This window comes from Streptomyces sp. NBC_00461 (genome assembly GCF_036013935.1).
Classification (GTDB): Bacteria; Actinomycetota; Actinomycetes; order Streptomycetales; family Streptomycetaceae; genus Streptomyces.
In genome coordinates this window covers 5506588-5522477 of record NZ_CP107902.1, presented here as the reverse complement: position 1 = coordinate 5522477, position 15890 = coordinate 5506588, and the positions used below count along the sequence as shown (strand labels likewise).

12 protein-coding genes are annotated in these 15890 nt (G+C 70.3%); 1 reads left to right on the top strand and 11 read right to left on the bottom strand.

Going from position 1 to position 15890, the window contains the following annotated elements:
* Nucleotides 1-104: 104 nt before the first annotated feature.
* The 8 genes from topA to bldG form a co-directional block, all read right to left on the bottom strand.
* Nucleotides 105-2927 carry a type I DNA topoisomerase gene (gene topA / locus OG870_RS25865; RefSeq protein WP_266838961.1) on the bottom strand — a complete coding sequence of 941 codons (2823 nt, stop codon included), beginning with the start codon at nucleotides 2925-2927 and terminating at the stop codon, nucleotides 105-107.
* 246 nt (nucleotides 2928-3173) lie between these two features.
* A complete protein-coding gene (locus tag OG870_RS25860; RefSeq protein WP_266518836.1) occupies nucleotides 3174-3371 on the bottom strand; it encodes a hypothetical protein in 198 nt (65 codons plus the stop codon).
* Nucleotides 3372-3528: 157 nt separating this feature from the next.
* The gene (locus OG870_RS25855) at nucleotides 3529-6132 is read right to left on the bottom strand and encodes a protein kinase domain-containing protein (protein WP_266838963.1); all 2604 of its coding nucleotides are present in this window, start codon (nucleotides 6130-6132) and stop codon (nucleotides 3529-3531) included.
* Nucleotides 6133-6411: 279 nt separating this feature from the next.
* Nucleotides 6412-7947 carry a class I SAM-dependent methyltransferase gene (locus tag OG870_RS25850; protein ID WP_266518831.1) on the bottom strand — a complete coding sequence of 512 codons (1536 nt, stop codon included), beginning with the start codon at nucleotides 7945-7947 and terminating at the stop codon, nucleotides 6412-6414.
* Nucleotides 7948-7990: 43 nt separating this feature from the next.
* A complete protein-coding gene (locus OG870_RS25845) occupies nucleotides 7991-8587 on the bottom strand; it encodes a small secreted protein (RefSeq protein WP_266838965.1) in 597 nt (198 codons plus the stop codon).
* Between the two features lie 155 nt (nucleotides 8588-8742).
* A complete protein-coding gene (locus OG870_RS25840) occupies nucleotides 8743-11148 on the bottom strand; it encodes a sodium-translocating pyrophosphatase (protein WP_266588959.1) in 2406 nt (801 codons plus the stop codon).
* Between the two features lie 297 nt (nucleotides 11149-11445).
* Nucleotides 11446-11877 (bottom strand): ATP-binding protein, encoded by a 432-nt coding sequence (locus OG870_RS25835; RefSeq protein ID WP_266518825.1) that lies wholly within the window; start codon nucleotides 11875-11877, stop codon nucleotides 11446-11448.
* A 120-nt stretch (nucleotides 11878-11997) separates the two neighbouring features.
* Nucleotides 11998-12339 (bottom strand): anti-sigma factor antagonist BldG, encoded by a 342-nt coding sequence (gene bldG / locus OG870_RS25830; RefSeq protein WP_003975386.1) that lies wholly within the window; start codon nucleotides 12337-12339, stop codon nucleotides 11998-12000.
* A gap of 161 nt (nucleotides 12340-12500) precedes the next feature.
* Here bldG and OG870_RS25825 point away from each other — a divergent pair, with 161 nt between their 5' ends.
* A complete protein-coding gene (locus OG870_RS25825; RefSeq protein WP_266588957.1) occupies nucleotides 12501-14936 on the top strand; it encodes a DEAD/DEAH box helicase in 2436 nt (811 codons plus the stop codon).
* On the opposite strand, the gene OG870_RS25820 is transcribed toward OG870_RS25825, so the two are convergent.
* From OG870_RS25820 to OG870_RS25810, 3 genes are read right to left on the bottom strand one after another with little or no spacing between them, the layout of a single operon-like run.
* Nucleotides 14839-15288, bottom strand: coding sequence for an Rv3654c family TadE-like protein (locus OG870_RS25820; protein ID WP_266838968.1), 450 nt, complete (start codon nucleotides 15286-15288; stop codon nucleotides 14839-14841). The genes OG870_RS25825 and OG870_RS25820 overlap by 98 nt on opposite strands.
* Nucleotides 15285-15662, bottom strand: coding sequence for a TadE family type IV pilus minor pilin (locus tag OG870_RS25815; RefSeq protein WP_266838969.1), 378 nt, complete (start codon nucleotides 15660-15662; stop codon nucleotides 15285-15287). The genes OG870_RS25820 and OG870_RS25815 overlap by 4 nt, the downstream gene beginning before the upstream one ends.
* On the bottom strand, nucleotides 15649-15858 hold the full coding sequence (locus OG870_RS25810; protein WP_266518817.1) for a DUF4244 domain-containing protein: 210 nt from the start codon (nucleotides 15856-15858) through the stop codon (nucleotides 15649-15651). Before OG870_RS25810 ends, OG870_RS25815 begins: the two co-directional genes overlap by 14 nt.
* Between the last annotated feature and the right edge of the window lie 32 nt (nucleotides 15859-15890).

The following is a 15890-nucleotide window of genomic DNA, read 5'->3' as shown; positions in this document are numbered from 1 at the left end:
ACGCCCCGACACCAAAGCGATATCGGGGCGTTCGTTTTGCGAAGTCTCCGTGACGGAAGACGCCGCCTCGGCTCAGTCGCCTCGGCACGGTCGTCCGCCTCGGCTCACTCGTCCGACGCCGTCTTCGAAGCCGTCGCCTTCTTCGCGGTGGTCTTCTTGGCGGTCGTCTTCTTCGCGGCGGTCGTGGTCTTCTTCGCCGCCGTCTTCTTGGCGGCCGTCGCCTTCTTGGCCGGAGCCTTCTTCGCGGGGGCCTTCTTCGCCGTCTTCTTGGCGGGCGCCTTCGCGCGCTTCTCCGCGAGCAGCTCGAAGCCGCGCTCCGGGGTGATCTCCTCGACGCTGTCGCCGGAGCGCAGGGTCGCGTTGGTCTCCCCGTCGGTGACGTACGGCCCGAAGCGACCGTCCTTGACGACGACCGGCTTCTCGCTGACCGGGTCGACGCCCAGCTCCTTCAGCGGCGGCTTGGTGGCCGCGCGGCCGCGCTGCTTGGGCTGGGAGTAGATCTCCAGGGCCTCTTCGAGGGTGATCGTGAAGAGCTGGTCCTCGGTCTGCAGCGAGCGCGAGTCCGTGCCCTTCTTCAGGTACGGGCCGTAGCGGCCGTTCTGCGCGGTGATCTCCTGGCCCTCGGCGTCGGCGCCGACGACGCGCGGCAGCGACATCAGCTTGAGCGCGTCCTGAAGCGTCACCGTGTCCAGGGACATCGACTTGAACAGCGAAGCCGTACGCGGCTTGACGGCGTTCTTGCCGGTCTTCGGGGTGCCCTCGGGGAGCACCTCGGTGACGTACGGGCCGTAGCGGCCGTCCCGGGCGATGATCTGGTGCCCCGACACCGGGTCGGCGCCGAGCTCGAAGTCGCCGCTCGGCTTGGCGAGCAGTTCCTCGGCGAGTTCGACGGTCAGCTCGTCCGGGGCCATGTCCTCGGGCACGTCCGCCCGCTGGTGGTTCTCGGAGTCCTTCTCGCCACGCTCGATGTACGGGCCGTAGCGCCCGACCCTGAGCACGATGCCGCTGCCCACCGGGAACGACGACACCTCACGCGCGTCGATCGCGCCCAGGTCGGTCACCAGCTCCTTGAGGCCACCGAGGTGGTCCCCGTCGCCGTTGCCCGCCTCGGCCGCGTTGCCGTTGTTGGTGCCCTCGCCGAAGTAGAACCGCTTCAGCCACGGCACGGCCTGCGCCTCGCCGCGTGCGATGCGGTCGAGGTCGTCCTCCATCTTGGCGGTGAAGTCGTAGTCGACGAGCCGCCCGAAGTGCTTCTCCAGGAGGTTGACCACGGCGAAGGACAGGAAGGACGGGACGAGTGCCGTGCCCTTCTTGAAGACATAGCCGCGGTCGAGGATCGTGCCGATGATCGAGGCGTACGTCGACGGGCGGCCGATCTCGCGCTCTTCGAGCTCCTTGACCAGGCTGGCCTCGGTGTAGCGGGCCGGGGGCTTGGTGGCGTGCCCGTCGACCGTGATCTCCTCGGCGGACAGTGGGTCGCCCTCGCCCACCTGGGGCAGCCGGCGCTCGCGGTCGTCCAACTCGGCGTTCGGGTCGTCGGCACCCTCGACGTACGCCTTCAGGAAGCCGTGGAAGGTGATCGTCTTGCCGGAGGCGCTGAACTCGACGTCCCGGCCGTCGGCGGCCGCGCCACCGATCTTCACCGTGACCGAGTTGCCGGTCGCGTCCTTCATCTGGGAGGCGACGGTCCGCTTCCAGATCAGCTCGTAGAGCTTGAACTGGTCGCCGGTCAGACCGGTCTCGGCGGGCGTGCGGAAACGATCACCCGAGGGACGGATCGCCTCGTGCGCCTCCTGCGCGTTCTTGACCTTGCCGGCGTACGTGCGCGGCTGGGGCGGCAGGTAGTCGGCCCCGTAGAGCTGCGTCACCTGGGCGCGGGCGGCGGTCACAGCGGTGTCGCTCAGCGTCGTGGAGTCCGTACGCATGTAGGTGATGTAGCCGTTCTCGTACAGCTTCTGCGCGACCTGCATGGTGGCCTTCGCGCCGAAGCCGAGCTTGCGGCTGGCCTCCTGCTGCAGCGTCGTCGTGCGGAACGGGGCGTACGGCGAGCGGCGGTACGGCTTCGACTCGACGGAGCGGACGGAGAACCGCGTCTGCTCCAGGGCGGCGGCCAGTGCGCGGGCGTTCGCCTCGTCGAGGTGGAGGGTGTTCGCGCTCTTCAGCTGTCCCACGGAGTCGAAGTCGCGGCCCTGGGCGACGCGCCTGCCGTCGACGGTCTGCAGACGGGCGACCAGCGACGACGGGTCCGACGCATCTCCCGCGCGGCCGGTCGCGAAGGTGCCCGTCAGGTCCCAGTACTCGGCGGAACGGAACGCGATGCGCTCGCGTTCCCGCTCGACCACGAGCCGGGTGGCGACGGACTGGACACGGCCGGCCGACAGACGCGGCATGACCTTCTTCCACAGGACCGGCGAGACCTCGTAGCCGTAGAGACGGTCGAGGATGCGGCGGGTCTCCTGGGCGTCGACCATGCGCTTGTTGAGATCGCGCGGGTTGGCGACGGCCGCACGGATCGCGTCCTTGGTGATCTCGTGGAACACCATGCGCTTGACCGGGACCTTGGGCTTGAGCACCTCCAGGAGGTGCCATGCGATGGCCTCGCCCTCTCGGTCCTCATCGGTGGCGAGGAAGAGCTCGTCGGAGTCCTTCAGCAGATCCTTGAGCTTCTTGACCTGGGCCCGCTTGTCGGCGTTGACCACGTAGATGGGCTGGAAGTCGTTCTCGACGTCCACGCCGAGGCGGCGGACCTCGCCGGTGTACTTCTCCGGCACCTCCGCGGCGCCGTTGGGAAGGTCTCGGATGTGCCCGACGCTCGCCTCGACGATGTATCCGGGGCCGAGGTAGCCCTTGATCGTCTTCGCCTTGGCGGGCGACTCGACGATGACGAGTCGGCGGCCGCCGTGTGCGGTCTCGCTGGTCGGGGACAACTTCGCTCTTCTCTCCGGTCGAGGCTGGGGCCTCCCCAGGATCTTCGTCCCGGGGTCGGGTCATGGTGACGCTGCGGAGTGTGACGGTACATCCCGCCCCCGTGTCAAACGGGAAAAGCCCACAACGGCCACTCGAACGGTAACCCGACTACCGCCATTCCTGCCGCCCGGAGTGCCCACCGGCCTTTTCGAACCTGTCCGGAGGATCACCTCCCAATTAACCGAGCCGCAGCTCCGGGGCCGCTTTCAGACCCTTGTGAAGCACCAGGTTCCGAGGCCGAGCGCGATCACCGAGGCAAGTCCCGCGAGGGTCGCCGATGCGACGGGGTTCACACCAAGGGCGACGGGGCGGCCATGCCGTACCCGGGCCACGACCCACACCAGCAGCGCCCCTCCGAACAGGCCGAACACCACTCCGGCGAAGATCGCCGATCCGCTCTCCATGGCTTGCCGTGCCCCTTTTCTCCCCTTCGCGGGTGCCCAGTCCAGGGAGACTGACACGCGCGGACGGCGCACAGGCGAACCCGGGGTGAACGCGGAGCCGACAGGCTTGTGTACTCACCCGTCCCCGGCCGTCACCGCGGCCCGGCTCCGGCCCGGCTCAGACCGAACCGGGCACGGGTATCTTTCCGGTCGTCTTCTTGTTGTCGGTCCGGCTCACCGTGCACACCGCCTTGCTGAAGCCGTGGTCCCAGTCGCTCCGGTCAGCCACCCAGCCGTACACGACGCGCTCGGGCCCCGGCGCCCAGGTCGACTCGAATTTGTTGCTGCACAGCTTGTTCGCGTTGTCGATGCCCTTCTTGTAGGTCATTTTGTCGGGAGCCTGAACAGCCCCTATGACCTGCTCGGTGTGGGGCTTGGCACAGTCGGTCAGCGGTGCCTTGTAACCGTCGTCGACTTCCTTGTAGTCCCAGCAGTCACCGACACTCATCTGACCGACCCACAAATTCGAGCCCTCGTCCCGGAATCGGCCCACCTCGCCGCCTATCGCGGTATGCCGTCCGAGTACGAGGCATGCCGTACCGCTGCCGGCCGCGGCGAACCCGTCCCTGGTCGGCAGGACGGCGTAGCCCTCCGCGTCCGGCAGCGCGTCGACGACCGCCTTGGTCTGGCTTCCGCAGCGCCTCGCACCCTGGGCACGCGCGTCGGCGTAGTCGGTGGCCGTGTCGACCGACGCGACCTGGCCGTCGGGCCAGTCGTCCGCGCAGTCCACCACGCCCAGGTTCGGCGCCGACCTGAACGGCGTCCCCGACCAGACCGCCTTCACGCAGTCCCCGGTCTCCAGCGGCCTGCTGAGTCCGACCACGTCGCCGTACGGCAACGCGGGCCCGGTCGGTGACGGCGACCGCCGTGACGCGCTCGCCGAGGGCGACTTCTTGGTGGCCGCGCTGTTCTTGCCCCCCTCGTGGCCCCGACCGGTCAGCGAGACGACCCCCCAGGTGCCACCGGCTATGACGAGGAGGGCGCCGACGACCAGCGCGACGATCGCCGGCCGCTTCTTCCCGGCGGACCTCGCCCGCGGCGGAGGCGGCAGCGCCGGACCGCCCGTACCGGGCGCGGTCGGAGCGCTCCAGTAGCCGCCCGGGGTACCGGTGGCGTACATGGGTCGCGCGCCCGGAGGTGCCGCGCCGCCGCCCGCATACGGGGGCTGGGTGCCCGCTTCGCCGTACGACGGTGTAGGGCCGCCACCCGCGTACGGGGGCGCGGGCGCGCTCCCCGGGGTCGGCGGCGAGGCTCCGCCGCCCGCGTACGGAGACTGCGCGCCACCGCCGGCGTAGGGCGAGCCGGGTCCTTGCGCGTACGGGTTGGCCGGGTCGGCGGGGTGCTGTGGGGTGGGCTGCCGCCACACGTCGTACGGCGGCGCGCCCGGCGCACCGCCCGGTGTGGCCGGACCGGCGGCGCGGGCTCCCGGGGTGTCGGGGGCGCCCGTCGGGGTGTGGGGTGTCTGCGGGGTGTGGGGAGCCGGTGGCGCGCCGGGTGCCTGCGGGGTGCCCGACGCCTGACCTCCGCTCCAGCCGGCGTACGGCGCACCCGCGACGTATCCGGGAGGCGGTCCACCGACGTATCCGGGAGGCACACCGCCGTCGTACGCGGGCGGCGCGCTCCCGACGTGTCCGGGAGGCGGGCCCTCCGCGACCGGACCTCCGGAGCCCCCCGCACCACCGGGCGCCACGCCTGCTCCTCCGGGCGTGCCACCGCCCCCGGCGCCCTCCGGCTTCCCGCCGCGCCCCTCGGCGGACGCCGCCACCGCCCCGAACCCCTCGGGCGGCCCGAAGCCTCCCGGTGGCGGCCCGAAGCCCCCCGCCACCGCTCTCCCGCCCCACCCGGCCGGCGAGGCAGCCTGCATCACCCGCTCCAGCCCGCGCACGACCCTCTCCGGCGAGGACCTGCGCACCGGGTCCTTGACCAGCAACCCCTGCAGTACGGGCGCCAGTTCGCCCGCGCGGGCCGCCGGTGCGGGCTCCTCGCCGAGGAGCGCGGTCAGGGTGGCGTAGTCGCCGTGCCGGTCGAAGGGGCCGCGGCCCTCGACGGCGGCGTACAGCGTGGCGCCCAGGGAGAACAGGTCCGCGGCGGGCGTGGGCGGTTCGCCACGCGCGCGCTCGGGGGCGAGATAGCCGGGTGTGCCGAGGATGCCGGCGGTGGCGGTGAGCCGCGGCTCGCGGGACTCCGGCATGAGCGCGATGCCGTAGTCGGTGAGCAGCACGCGCGCGTAGGGGTCGCCCGAAGCGTCCGACGCCAGAAGGATGTTGGCCGGTTTCACATCCCTGTGCAGGATGCCGATGCGGTGTCCGGCGGTGAGCGCGTCGAGGACGCCGAGCCCGATGCGGGCCACCTGGGCGGGCGGCAGCGGACCCGAACGCCGTACGACCGCCTGGAGGTCGACCGCGTCCGGCACGTACTCGATGACGATCCAGGGCAGCCCCTCGTGCACCACCACGTCGTGCACCGTCGCCACATGCGGATGTCCGCGCAGGCGGGCCGCGTGCCGGGCCTCGCTGCGGGCGCGCGCGATGCGCTGGGCGGGCTCACTCGCGTCCATCGGCACGTCCGGAAGGGCGATCTCCTTCATCGCGACTTCGCAGGCCAACTCCTCGTCGTACGCGAGCCATACGCGGCCCATGCCGCCCGCGCCGAGCGTCCGCAGCAGCCGGTACCGCCCGTTGATGACCCGGCCTTCGCCGTGGTCCGGTGTCTCCCCCGTCATCGTGCCTCCCCCGAGACAGCGCGCCTCCCCCGAGGACGCGTGGAACCTGTCTCTCGAAGGTAGCTTCGCACCTGCCACTGACAGGAGCCCTTTTCGGGAGCAATCCCGCCAGATCGGGCACAGGGGCATCAGGGGCGCGGGCCCGCCCCAGCCGTGACGCGCGCCGCCGGGAGCGGACGGGCCTCATCGGAGGTGGACGGGCGCCCGCCGGAAGCAGACAGGCGCCTACCGGAGACGGACGCGAGGACGGCACTCTCGTGCCGCCCCGAGTCGCAGCTCTCAGGCCGGCTCGATGAACCCCTGCTCCACCAGCAGCCTGATCTGTGCCGGTGTGCGGTCGCGCAGCAACACCGGGTCTTCGCCCACCAGTTGGGCGATCGCGTCCAGGATGCGGCCCGCGCTCAGCGAACCGTCGCAGACGCCCGCGAAACCCGCGCCGACCGTGTCCACCTTGGTGGCCCGCCGCATGCCACGGTGCTGGCGCAGCACGACGTGCTCCGGGTCCTCGGCGCCGGGCAGCCCGACCTGCTCCTGGACGACCTCGTCGGCGAGCCTGAAGTGCGCCGCCAGCAGCGCCGCGTCGTCGTGCGCCCGCAGGTAGTCGAGACGGCCGAAGTGCGCCCGTACCGTGTCGCCCAGCGGCTGCTCGACCGGGTGCGGCCACTCCTCCACGGTGATCGAGGGCACCGCGGCACCCGTCCTGCGCAGGGTGATCCAGCCGAACCCGACGGCCCTCACCTTGCGTGCCTCGAACTCGTCCAGCCACGCGTCGTACCGCGCCTGGTACTCGGCCGGGTCCCCGCGGTGGTCGCCGGCGTCCCTGAGCCACAGCTCGGCGTACTGCGTGACGTCCTGCACCTCGCGCTGCACGATCCAGGCGTCGCACCCGCGCGGCACCCACGACCGGAGCCTGTCCTGCCAGTCCTCCCCCTCCACGTGCTGCCAGTTGGCGAGGAACTGCGCGAACCCGCCCTCGTTCAGCAGCTCTCCCGCCCCTTGAACGATCGAGCGGCACAGATCGTCCCCGCCCATCCCACCGTCGCGATACGTCAGTCGCGCGCCCGGCGAGATCACGAAGGGCGGGTTCGACACGATCAGGTCGTACTTCTCGTCCTCGCGCACCGGCTCGAAGAGGGAGCCCTCGCGCAGGTCGGCCGCAGGGGCGCCGGACAGGGCCAGCGTGAGCCCGGTGATGTGCAACGCGCGCGGGTTGAGATCCGTCGCCGTCACGCGCGTGGCGTGCTGCGCGGCGTGCAGTGCCTGGATGCCGGAGCCGGTGCCGAGGTCGAGGGCGGCGGAGACGGGCCCGCGGACGGTGATGCCCGCGAGAGTGGTGGAGGCGCCACCGACGCCGAGGACGACGCCCTCCTCACGGCTGCCGATCCCGCCGGCCCCGCCGACCGCGCACCCCAGGTCGGACACGATGAACCAGTCCTCGCCGTCGGGCCCGCCGTACGGCCGTACATCCACGGTCGCGGCGACGTTGCCCTCAAGTGCTCCGCCGGCCCGCACCAGCCAGCCGCTCTCCAGACACGCGTCGACCGGCAGAACGCCCACCACGCGCGCGTACGGCACCGGCTGCTGCAACAGGAACAGCCGTACGAGCACCTCCAGGGGCGTGTCCCCGCGGGTCGCCCTGAGCGCGGGCACGGTCTCGCTGCGGGCCAGTGCCGCGTACGCGGGGGCGCCGAGCAGTTCGAGCAGCCCGTCGGCGGTGAAGGACGCCCCGAGCAGGGCGTCCCGCAGCCGGGCGGTCACGCCGGTACGGCCGGAAGCGGGAGTGGCGGGCAGGGCAGGCAGGCTGGAGGTACTCACACCCCCATTGTGGCGGGGACGAGGGGTCCGCTGCAGCTCCGGCTCAGCTCGCCGTCGCGCCGGACGAGGCGGGGGCGGACGCCGTCTTGCAGCTGTCCTGCTTGGCCATCGCCTTGCCGACGTCGCCCTCCTCGAGGTTCTTCAGGGCGTCGTTGCCGCTCGTGCTCAGCTTGTCCAGCGAGGTCGCGATGTCCTTGAGACCGTCGGCGAACTTCGCCTGGTCCTTGGTGTCGAGCTTGTCGACCTGCGTCTTCAGCGAGGCGTACGAGGCGGCGATGTCGTTGAGCTCCTTGACCGCGTCCGTCTTCTTCTTCTCGCCGTTGTCGACATTGGGCGCCCCGGCCCTCTGCACCGCGGCACCGATCGCCTTGTAGGCGTCGGACATGTCCTGGAAGGCCTGCGCATCGGTCTTCCGGACCTCTTCCGGCGTGCTGTTGTCCGAGGTCTCCTTCTGGATCGCTGCGTTGGCGGCCTCGATCTTCTTGGCCTGCGGCTGCACCGCGTCGCAGACCTGCTTGGCCCAGGCGTCCAGCTTGTCGTTGCCGTTGTCGCTGCTGCATCCCGACAGCGCCAGTACCAGTACCGCACCGCCGGACAGTACGGCCGCGAGCTTCTTGTTCACCGGTTTGGCCCCTTCCATGGCTCTCGGCCCCGGAACATACACGCCAACCGGGCGACAACCGCATTCGGAAGGTCCACTAAGAGGCCTTTTAGAACCATTTGCACCAGGCGAGAGAAGCCTCACGATGAGGATGTCGGACCGCCCGCCTCTTGAGCCGAGCCTCGTAAGACCGCCTACGAAACCACCGCGGGATCCGCCGACTTGGCCACCCGATCGGCGTTCCCATCGTCGCCCACGGCGATCCCTCGCCGCTTGGAGACGTAGACCGCCGCGGCGATGACGAGCAGGGAGAGGACCGCGATCGTGATCCGCACCCCGAGGCTCTTGTCGTCGCCGTAACTGAACTTGATGATCGCGGGCGCGATCAGCAGCGACACCAGGTTCATCACCTTCAGCAACGGGTTGATCGCGGGACCGGCGGTGTCCTTGAAGGGATCACCGACCGTGTCGCCGATCACCGTGGCGGCGTGGGCCTCACTGCCCTTGCCTCCGTGGTGACCGTCCTCGACCAGCTTCTTGGCGTTGTCCCAGGCACCACCGGAGTTGGCGAGGAACACCGCCATCAGCGTGCCCGTGCCGATCGCGCCGGCCAGGAACGCGCCGAGCGCGCCGACACCGAGCGTGAACCCGATGGCGATGGGCGCCATGACCGCCAGCAGACCTGGCGTCGTGAGCTCCCGCAGCGCGTCCTTGGTACAGATGTCGACGACGCGCCCGTACTCGGGTTTCTCGGTGTAGTTCATGATCCCGGGGTGCTCGCGGAACTGCCGCCGCACCTCGTAGACCACGGCACCCGCCGACCGCGACACCGCGTTGATCGCCAGCCCCGAGAAGAGGAAGACGACCGCCGCGCCCGCGATGAGGCCGACGAGGTTGTTGGGCTGCGAGATGTCCATCATCAGGTTCAACGGCGCGCCTGCTCCGGACAGCTTCTCGCCCACGTCGTGCGCGCCGGTGGTGATCGCGTCGCGGTACGACCCGAACAGCGCCGACGCCGCAAGGACGGCGGTGGCGATGGCGATCCCCTTCGTGATCGCCTTGGTGGTGTTGCCGACGGCGTCCAGGTTGGTGAGCACCTGGGCGCCCGCGCCCGTGACGTCGCCGGACATCTCGGCGATGCCCTGCGCGTTGTCGGAGACCGGACCGAAGGTGTCCATCGCGACGATCACGCCGACCGTGGTGAGCAGGCCGGTGCCGGCCAGCGCGACCGCGAACAGCGCGAGCATGATCGACGTGCCACCGAGCAGGAACGCCCCGTAGACACCGAGACCGATCAGCAGCGCGGTGTAGACCGCGGACTCCAGACCGACCGAGATACCGGCGAGGACGACGGTGGCCGGGCCGGTCAGCGAGCTCTTGCCGATGTCCATGACGGGACGGCGGTTGGTCTCGGTGAAGTAGCCGGTCAGCTGCTGGATGACGGCGGCCAGCAGGATGCCGATCGCCACCGCGACGACCGCGAGAATCCGCGGGTCGCCGTCCTTGGCCTTGATGGCGGCATCGGTGACGCCGTCGAGGTCCGAGTACTTCGCGGGCAGATAGATGAAGACGGCCGCCGCGACCAGCACGAGCGAGATCGCCGCGGAGATGAAGAAGCCACGGTTGATCGCGGACATGCCACTGCGGTCGGACCGGCGCGGAGCGACCGCGAAGATGCCGACCATCGCGGTGAGTACGCCGATCGCGGGCACGAGCAGCGGGAAGGCGAGTCCGGCGTCGCCGAAGGCCACCTTGCCGAGGATCAGCGCGGCGACCAGGGTCACGGCGTACGACTCGAAGAGGTCGGCCGCCATGCCCGCGCAGTCGCCGACGTTGTCGCCCACGTTGTCGGCGATGGTCGCGGCATTGCGCGGGTCGTCCTCCGGAATGCCCTGCTCGACCTTGCCGACCAGGTCGGCGCCGACGTCGGCGGCCTTGGTGAAGATTCCACCGCCGACACGCATGAACATCGCGATCAGGGCGGCCCCGAGGCCGAAGCCTTCGAGCACTTTCGGTGCGTCGGCCGCGTACACCAGCACCACACAGGAGGCGCCCAGCAGACCGAGCCCCACCGTGAACATGCCGACGACGCCGCCCGTGCGGAAAGCGATCTTCATGGCTTTGTGCGAAACGGTGGTGAGATCCTTTTCAGGCTCACCCTCCGAGGGAGTCGCTTCCCGGGCCGCCGCGGCGACACGGACATTACTGCGCACGGCGAGCCACATGCCGATATAGCCGGTGGCCGCCGAGAACGCCGCACCGATCAAAAAGAAGATCGATCGTCCGGCGCGCTGATTCCAGTCGTCCGCGGGCAGCAGCATGAGCAGGAAGAACACGACCACTGCGAACACGCCGAGCGTGCGCAGCTGCCGGGCCAGATAGGCGTTCGCACCTTCCTGGACCGCTGCCGCGATCTCCTTCATGCTGTCGGTGCCCTCGCCCGCCGCGAGCACCTGGCGCACCAGGATGCCTGCGACCACGAGCGCGGCCAGTGCGACGACCCCGATGACCATCACGATGATCCGGTTGTCGTCCGTGAGTACTGCCGCTGCGAGGGTTGTGGGGTGATCCAACTGATGAGGGGTAGAAAGCCCCGCCATTCGTCCTCCTTGACGCTTGGGCTGAGCTCAAGATGTGGACGGATTCTAGGTACCCCGCACCTGATCAAAACAGAGCACGGTAAACGGAATTAGCCTTCACATGCTCTTCAGCAAATGATCGACGTCACGCCACAGAACCCGAAAGAGGTAACGCCTCAAAGGCATTGACGCTGCATTGATGCTTGATCAAATTATCAAGCATTGATCGTGAATTCATTCACGAATTCGCGGGAACGTCCGGAAAAACACCAAGGGGCCCTGCTCAGCAGGGCCCCGGGATGTCGTACGAGGGTGCGGTCAGGTGAGGACCGCGGTGGGTGGCGTGGTCGGCCAGGTCATACGGATCTGCCCGCCATGCTCTCCGGCGATGACCTCGACGTCGTCGACAAGCCCACTGATGACCGCGAGGCCCATCTCGTCCTCCTCGGTCTCGATGTCCTCGCCCGCCGAGCCCGGCGCCCTGTCTCCGGGAACCGAACGGGGTGCCTCGTCACCGACCTCGATGGAGAACTGCTTCTCCTCCTCGACCAACTGCACCTTCACCGGCGCCGTGATGCCGGCGCTCTGGTGCAGTCCGACGGCACGGGTACAGGCCTCGCCGACGGCGAGTCTCACCTCGTCGAGGACGGCCTCGTCCACTCCGGCCCTGCGCGCCACCGCTGCCGCCACCAGCCGGGCGGTCCTGACGTGCTCGGGCAGCGCGCTGAAGCGGAGTTCAACGGTGGCCATGCATCCCCCTCTGAACTACGGGCGTGCTGTCCGGGGGACCGGGCCACCGAAAGCCCCGGACCCCCACATGGAACTTCTTCCGTCCCGGGAGCGGTCATGTCCCGCTCCCAGGGACGTTGATCAGTCGGTGGCCGCCACCGCTTCCTCGACCGAGGTGTGGATCGGGAACACCTTGGTGAGGCCGGTGATACGGAAGATCTTCAGAATGCGCTCCTGGTTGCAGACCAGGCGCAGCGAGCCCTCATGGGCACGCACCCGCTTCAGGCCGCCGACCAGCACGCCGAGCCCGGTGGAGTCGAGGAAGTCCACGCCCTCCATGTCGACGACGAGGTGGAAACTCCCGTCGTTCACCAGCTCGACCAACTGCTCGCGCAGCTTGGGCGCGGTATATACGTCGATTTCTCCACCGACCTCGACGACCGTACGATCGCCGACGGTACGGGTCGACAGGGACAGGTCCACGGATCCTCCAGCACCTTGCTAATCGAGCGGTCGTCCCTCGGGACACCTCGGCAGAGCCCCCGGAACGGTTCGCCAGCCGCGATGGCATTCAATCACTTACGGCAGGCGTGCACGACGCCTTGGTCCCATTGTCCGTCACGCCAGTGACACACTCGGTGCCGATGGCCAAGAATCACCGAACCGATCGATCCCCGGCGGGCCCCGCTTCCCGGCCCGAACCAGGCACGATCCTGGGCCGGCTCGCCTCCGGGCCGAGCCGGGCTTCGCGCATCACTCATACGGAGCACTTGCCCCCGCGTGAGGGTCGCCATGCCGTGTGGCCTGACCGGATTCGCTCGGAGGTCGTCGCCGCGGTGCAGGCCGCGGGTATCGAGCATCCCTGGACCCACCAGGCGCGCGCCGCGGAGCACGCCCTGGACGGCGAATCGGTGATCGTCGCCACGGGCACGGCGTCCGGCAAGTCCCTGGCCTACCTGGTTCCGGTCTTCTCGAAGCTCCTGGACGGCTCCGAGGCACCGAACGGCCGCGGCGCCACCGCTCTCTACCTGGCGCCCACGAAAGCTCTTGCGGCCGATCAGTGCCGTTCTGTGAAGGAACTTTCACAATCTCTCGGAAATGCCGTCCGTCCTGCGGTGTACGACGGGGACACTCCGTTCGAGGAGCGCGAGTGGGTCCGCCAGTACGCCAACTACGTCCTGACCAACCCGGACATGCTGCACCGCGGCATACTCCCGTCCCACTCCCGCTGGTCCTCCTTCCTGAAGTCGCTGAAGTACGTCGTCATCGACGAGTGCCACACCTACCGCGGCGTCTTCGGCTCCCACGTCGCCCAGGTGCTGCGCCGTCTGCGCCGCCTGTGCGCGCGCTACGGCGCCTCCCCGGTCTTCCTGCTGGCCTCCGCCACCGCCGCCGAGCCCTCGGTCGCCGCCCGTCGCCTCACCGGCCTCCCGGTGGTCGAGGTCGCCGACGACGCCTCCCCGCGCGGTGAACTGGTCTTCGCCCTCTGGGAGCCCCCGCTCACCGAACTGCAGGGCGAAAAAGGCGCCCCCGTCCGCCGTACCGCCACCGCCGAGACGGCCGACCTGCTGACCGACCTCACCGTGCAGGGAGTCCGGTCGGTCGCCTTCGTACGGTCCCGGCGTGGCGCCGAGCTGGTCTCGGTGATCGCCCAGGAACGCCTCGCCGAGGTCGACCGCTCCCTCGCCCGGCGCGTCGCCGCCTACCGCGGCGGCTACCTCCCCGAGGAACGCCGCGCCCTCGAACAGGCCCTGCACTCCGGGGAACTCCTCGGCCTCGCCGCGACCACCGCCCTCGAACTCGGCATCGACATCTCCGGGTTGGACGCCGTGGTGATCGCCGGGTATCCGGGTACACGCGCGTCCCTGTGGCAGCAGGCAGGCCGCGCCGGACGCTCCGGGCAGGGCGCGCTGGCCGTCCTGGTCGCCCGTGACGACCCCCTGGACACCTTCCTGGTCCACCACCCCGAGGCACTGTTCGACCAGCCCGTGGAGTCCACGGTCCTCGACCCCGACAACCCGTACGTCCTGGCCCCGCACCTGTGCGCGGCCGCCGCGGAACTGCCCTTGACGGACGAAGACCTGGACCTGTTCGGCCCTGCCTGCGAGGAGCTGCTCCCCCAGCTGGAGGCCGCGAAGCTGCTGCGCCGCCGGACGAAGGCCTGGCACTGGACGCGCCGGGAGCGGGCCGCCGACCTCACCGACATCCGCGGCGGGGGCGGCCGGCCGGTGCAGATCGTCGAGTCCGGCACGGGTCGCCTGCTCGGCACGGTCGACGCGGGCGCCGCGCACACGACCGTCCACGAAGGCGCGGTCCACCTCCACCAGGGCCGTACGTACGTCGTGCGCTCCCTGGACCTGGAGGACTCGGTGGCCCTGGTCGAGCAGGCGAACCCCTCGTACTCGACGGTCGCCCGCGACACGACGTCCATCTCCGTCCTGGAGACCGACACCGAGATCCCCTGGGGCGACGGCCGCCTGTGCTACGGCTCCGTCGACGTCACCAACCAGGTGGTCTCCTTCCTGCGTCGTCGGCTCATCACCGGTGAAGTTCTCGGCGAGACAAAACTCGACCTCCCTCCTCGTACGCTGCGCACCCGCGCGGTGTGGTGGACGGTCACCGAGGACCAGCTGGATGAGGCCCGGGTCAACCCGGAGATCCTCGGCGGTGCCCTGCACGCCGCCGAGCACGCCTCGATCGGCATGCTGCCCCTCTTCGCGACCTGCGACCGCTGGGACATCGGCGGGGTGTCGGTCCCGCTGCACCCCGACACCCTCCTGCCGACCGTGTTCGTCTACGACGGCCACCCGGGCGGCGCTGGATTCGCCGAGCGCGCCTTCCACACCGCCCGCGCCTGGCTCACCGCCACCCGCCAGGCCATCGCCTCCTGCGAGTGCGAGGCCGGCTGCCCGTCCTGCATCCAGTCCCCCAAGTGCGGCAACGGCAACGATCCGCTGCACAAGACAGGGGCGGTGCGACTGCTCACGGTGCTGCTGCGGGGGGCTCCGGAGGAGAAGGCAGGGGCGGAGCCTGTGACGGAGGTGCCGGCTCCGGCCCCGCAGGTCCCGCCCGTGCCCTGACCTCCGCCGCGAACGGCCCCCGTCCCGACGCCGCCGTCACGTCCGAGATCTCGCCGACGACCTCGCACCGCACCAACCGCGCGCCCTGTGCCCGGGCGACCCGGTCGGCCCGGGAACAGGCACCCGCGGCCCCGTCCGCCCAGTGATCGGCCGCCGCCAGCGCCGCGAGGTCCGCACCGCCGGCCGCACGATGCCGGACCACGACGGCCTGCCCCAGGGCGAGCACGACGCCGAACACCACGCACAGCACCGCGATCGCACCGACGCTCCATACCGTGGCGGACCCACGGTCACCGTCCCGGCCGGGGGCCCACCGGCGCCCCGAGAACCCGGCTGTGAACCCGGCTCTCACGACCCCGCCCCCACGGTCTCCTCCGTGGCAGCCACGGCCTGCTCCCGCACCTCGAAGGGCAGACCGTGCAGGGCAGGGGGCTTCGCCGCCACGACCACTCGGACCTGGTCCCCCTCCCGGTCGACCGTGACCTCCGCACCGCGCGGGGCAGCCTCGCGGGTCACCGCGACCACCGAGTCGGCCGGGTCCTGGCGGGCCGCCGCACGCGCCCCCGTCCGCGCCGCGTCCACGCACTGGATCTGCGCGGCCACCATCAGCAGCCCCCACACCAGCGCCATCGTGAACATCACCAGCACGGGCAGCACCACGGCCGACTCCGCCGTCACGAACCCCCTGTCCGCACCCTCCTCGCATCCGCTCTCACATCCGCGCATCGAGCGCCTGCTTCACGATGCCCTGCAGCTCCGCGCTGACCTGCCCGCTCGTCACCACCTTGTAGAGGACCACCGCGAAGGCCACCGCCGCCACGATCCCCATCGCGTACTCCGAGGTGACCATCCCCGCGTCCCTCTGCGCCGCTCGCGCCCCCCACACCAGGGCACGCAGCCGCGCCCGTACCGCCTTGCACATCTCAACCCCCGTAAGGCTCAGTCCTGTTGACA

Bases quoted from the DNA above. Each gene is read 5' to 3' on its own strand.
- OG870_RS25855 (WP_266838963.1), bottom strand. From the start codon at position 6,132: ATGACGGGGGAGACACCGGACCACGGCGAAGGCCGGGTCATCAACGGG.
- OG870_RS25825 (WP_266588957.1), top strand. From the start codon at position 12,501: ATGGCCAAGAATCACCGAACCGATCGATCCCCGGCGGGCCCCGCTTCC.
- OG870_RS25815 (WP_266838969.1), bottom strand. From the start codon at position 15,662: ATGCGCGGATGTGAGAGCGGATGCGAGGAGGGTGCGGACAGGGGGTTC.
- OG870_RS25845 (WP_266838965.1), bottom strand. From the start codon at position 8,587: ATGGAAGGGGCCAAACCGGTGAACAAGAAGCTCGCGGCCGTACTGTCC.
- OG870_RS25840 (WP_266588959.1), bottom strand. From the start codon at position 11,148: ATGGCGGGGCTTTCTACCCCTCATCAGTTGGATCACCCCACAACCCTC.
- OG870_RS25810 (WP_266518817.1), bottom strand. From the start codon at position 15,858: ATGTGCAAGGCGGTACGGGCGCGGCTGCGTGCCCTGGTGTGGGGGGCG.
- OG870_RS25835 (WP_266518825.1), bottom strand. From the start codon at position 11,877: ATGGCCACCGTTGAACTCCGCTTCAGCGCGCTGCCCGAGCACGTCAGG.
- OG870_RS25860 (WP_266518836.1), bottom strand. From the start codon at position 3,371: ATGGAGAGCGGATCGGCGATCTTCGCCGGAGTGGTGTTCGGCCTGTTC.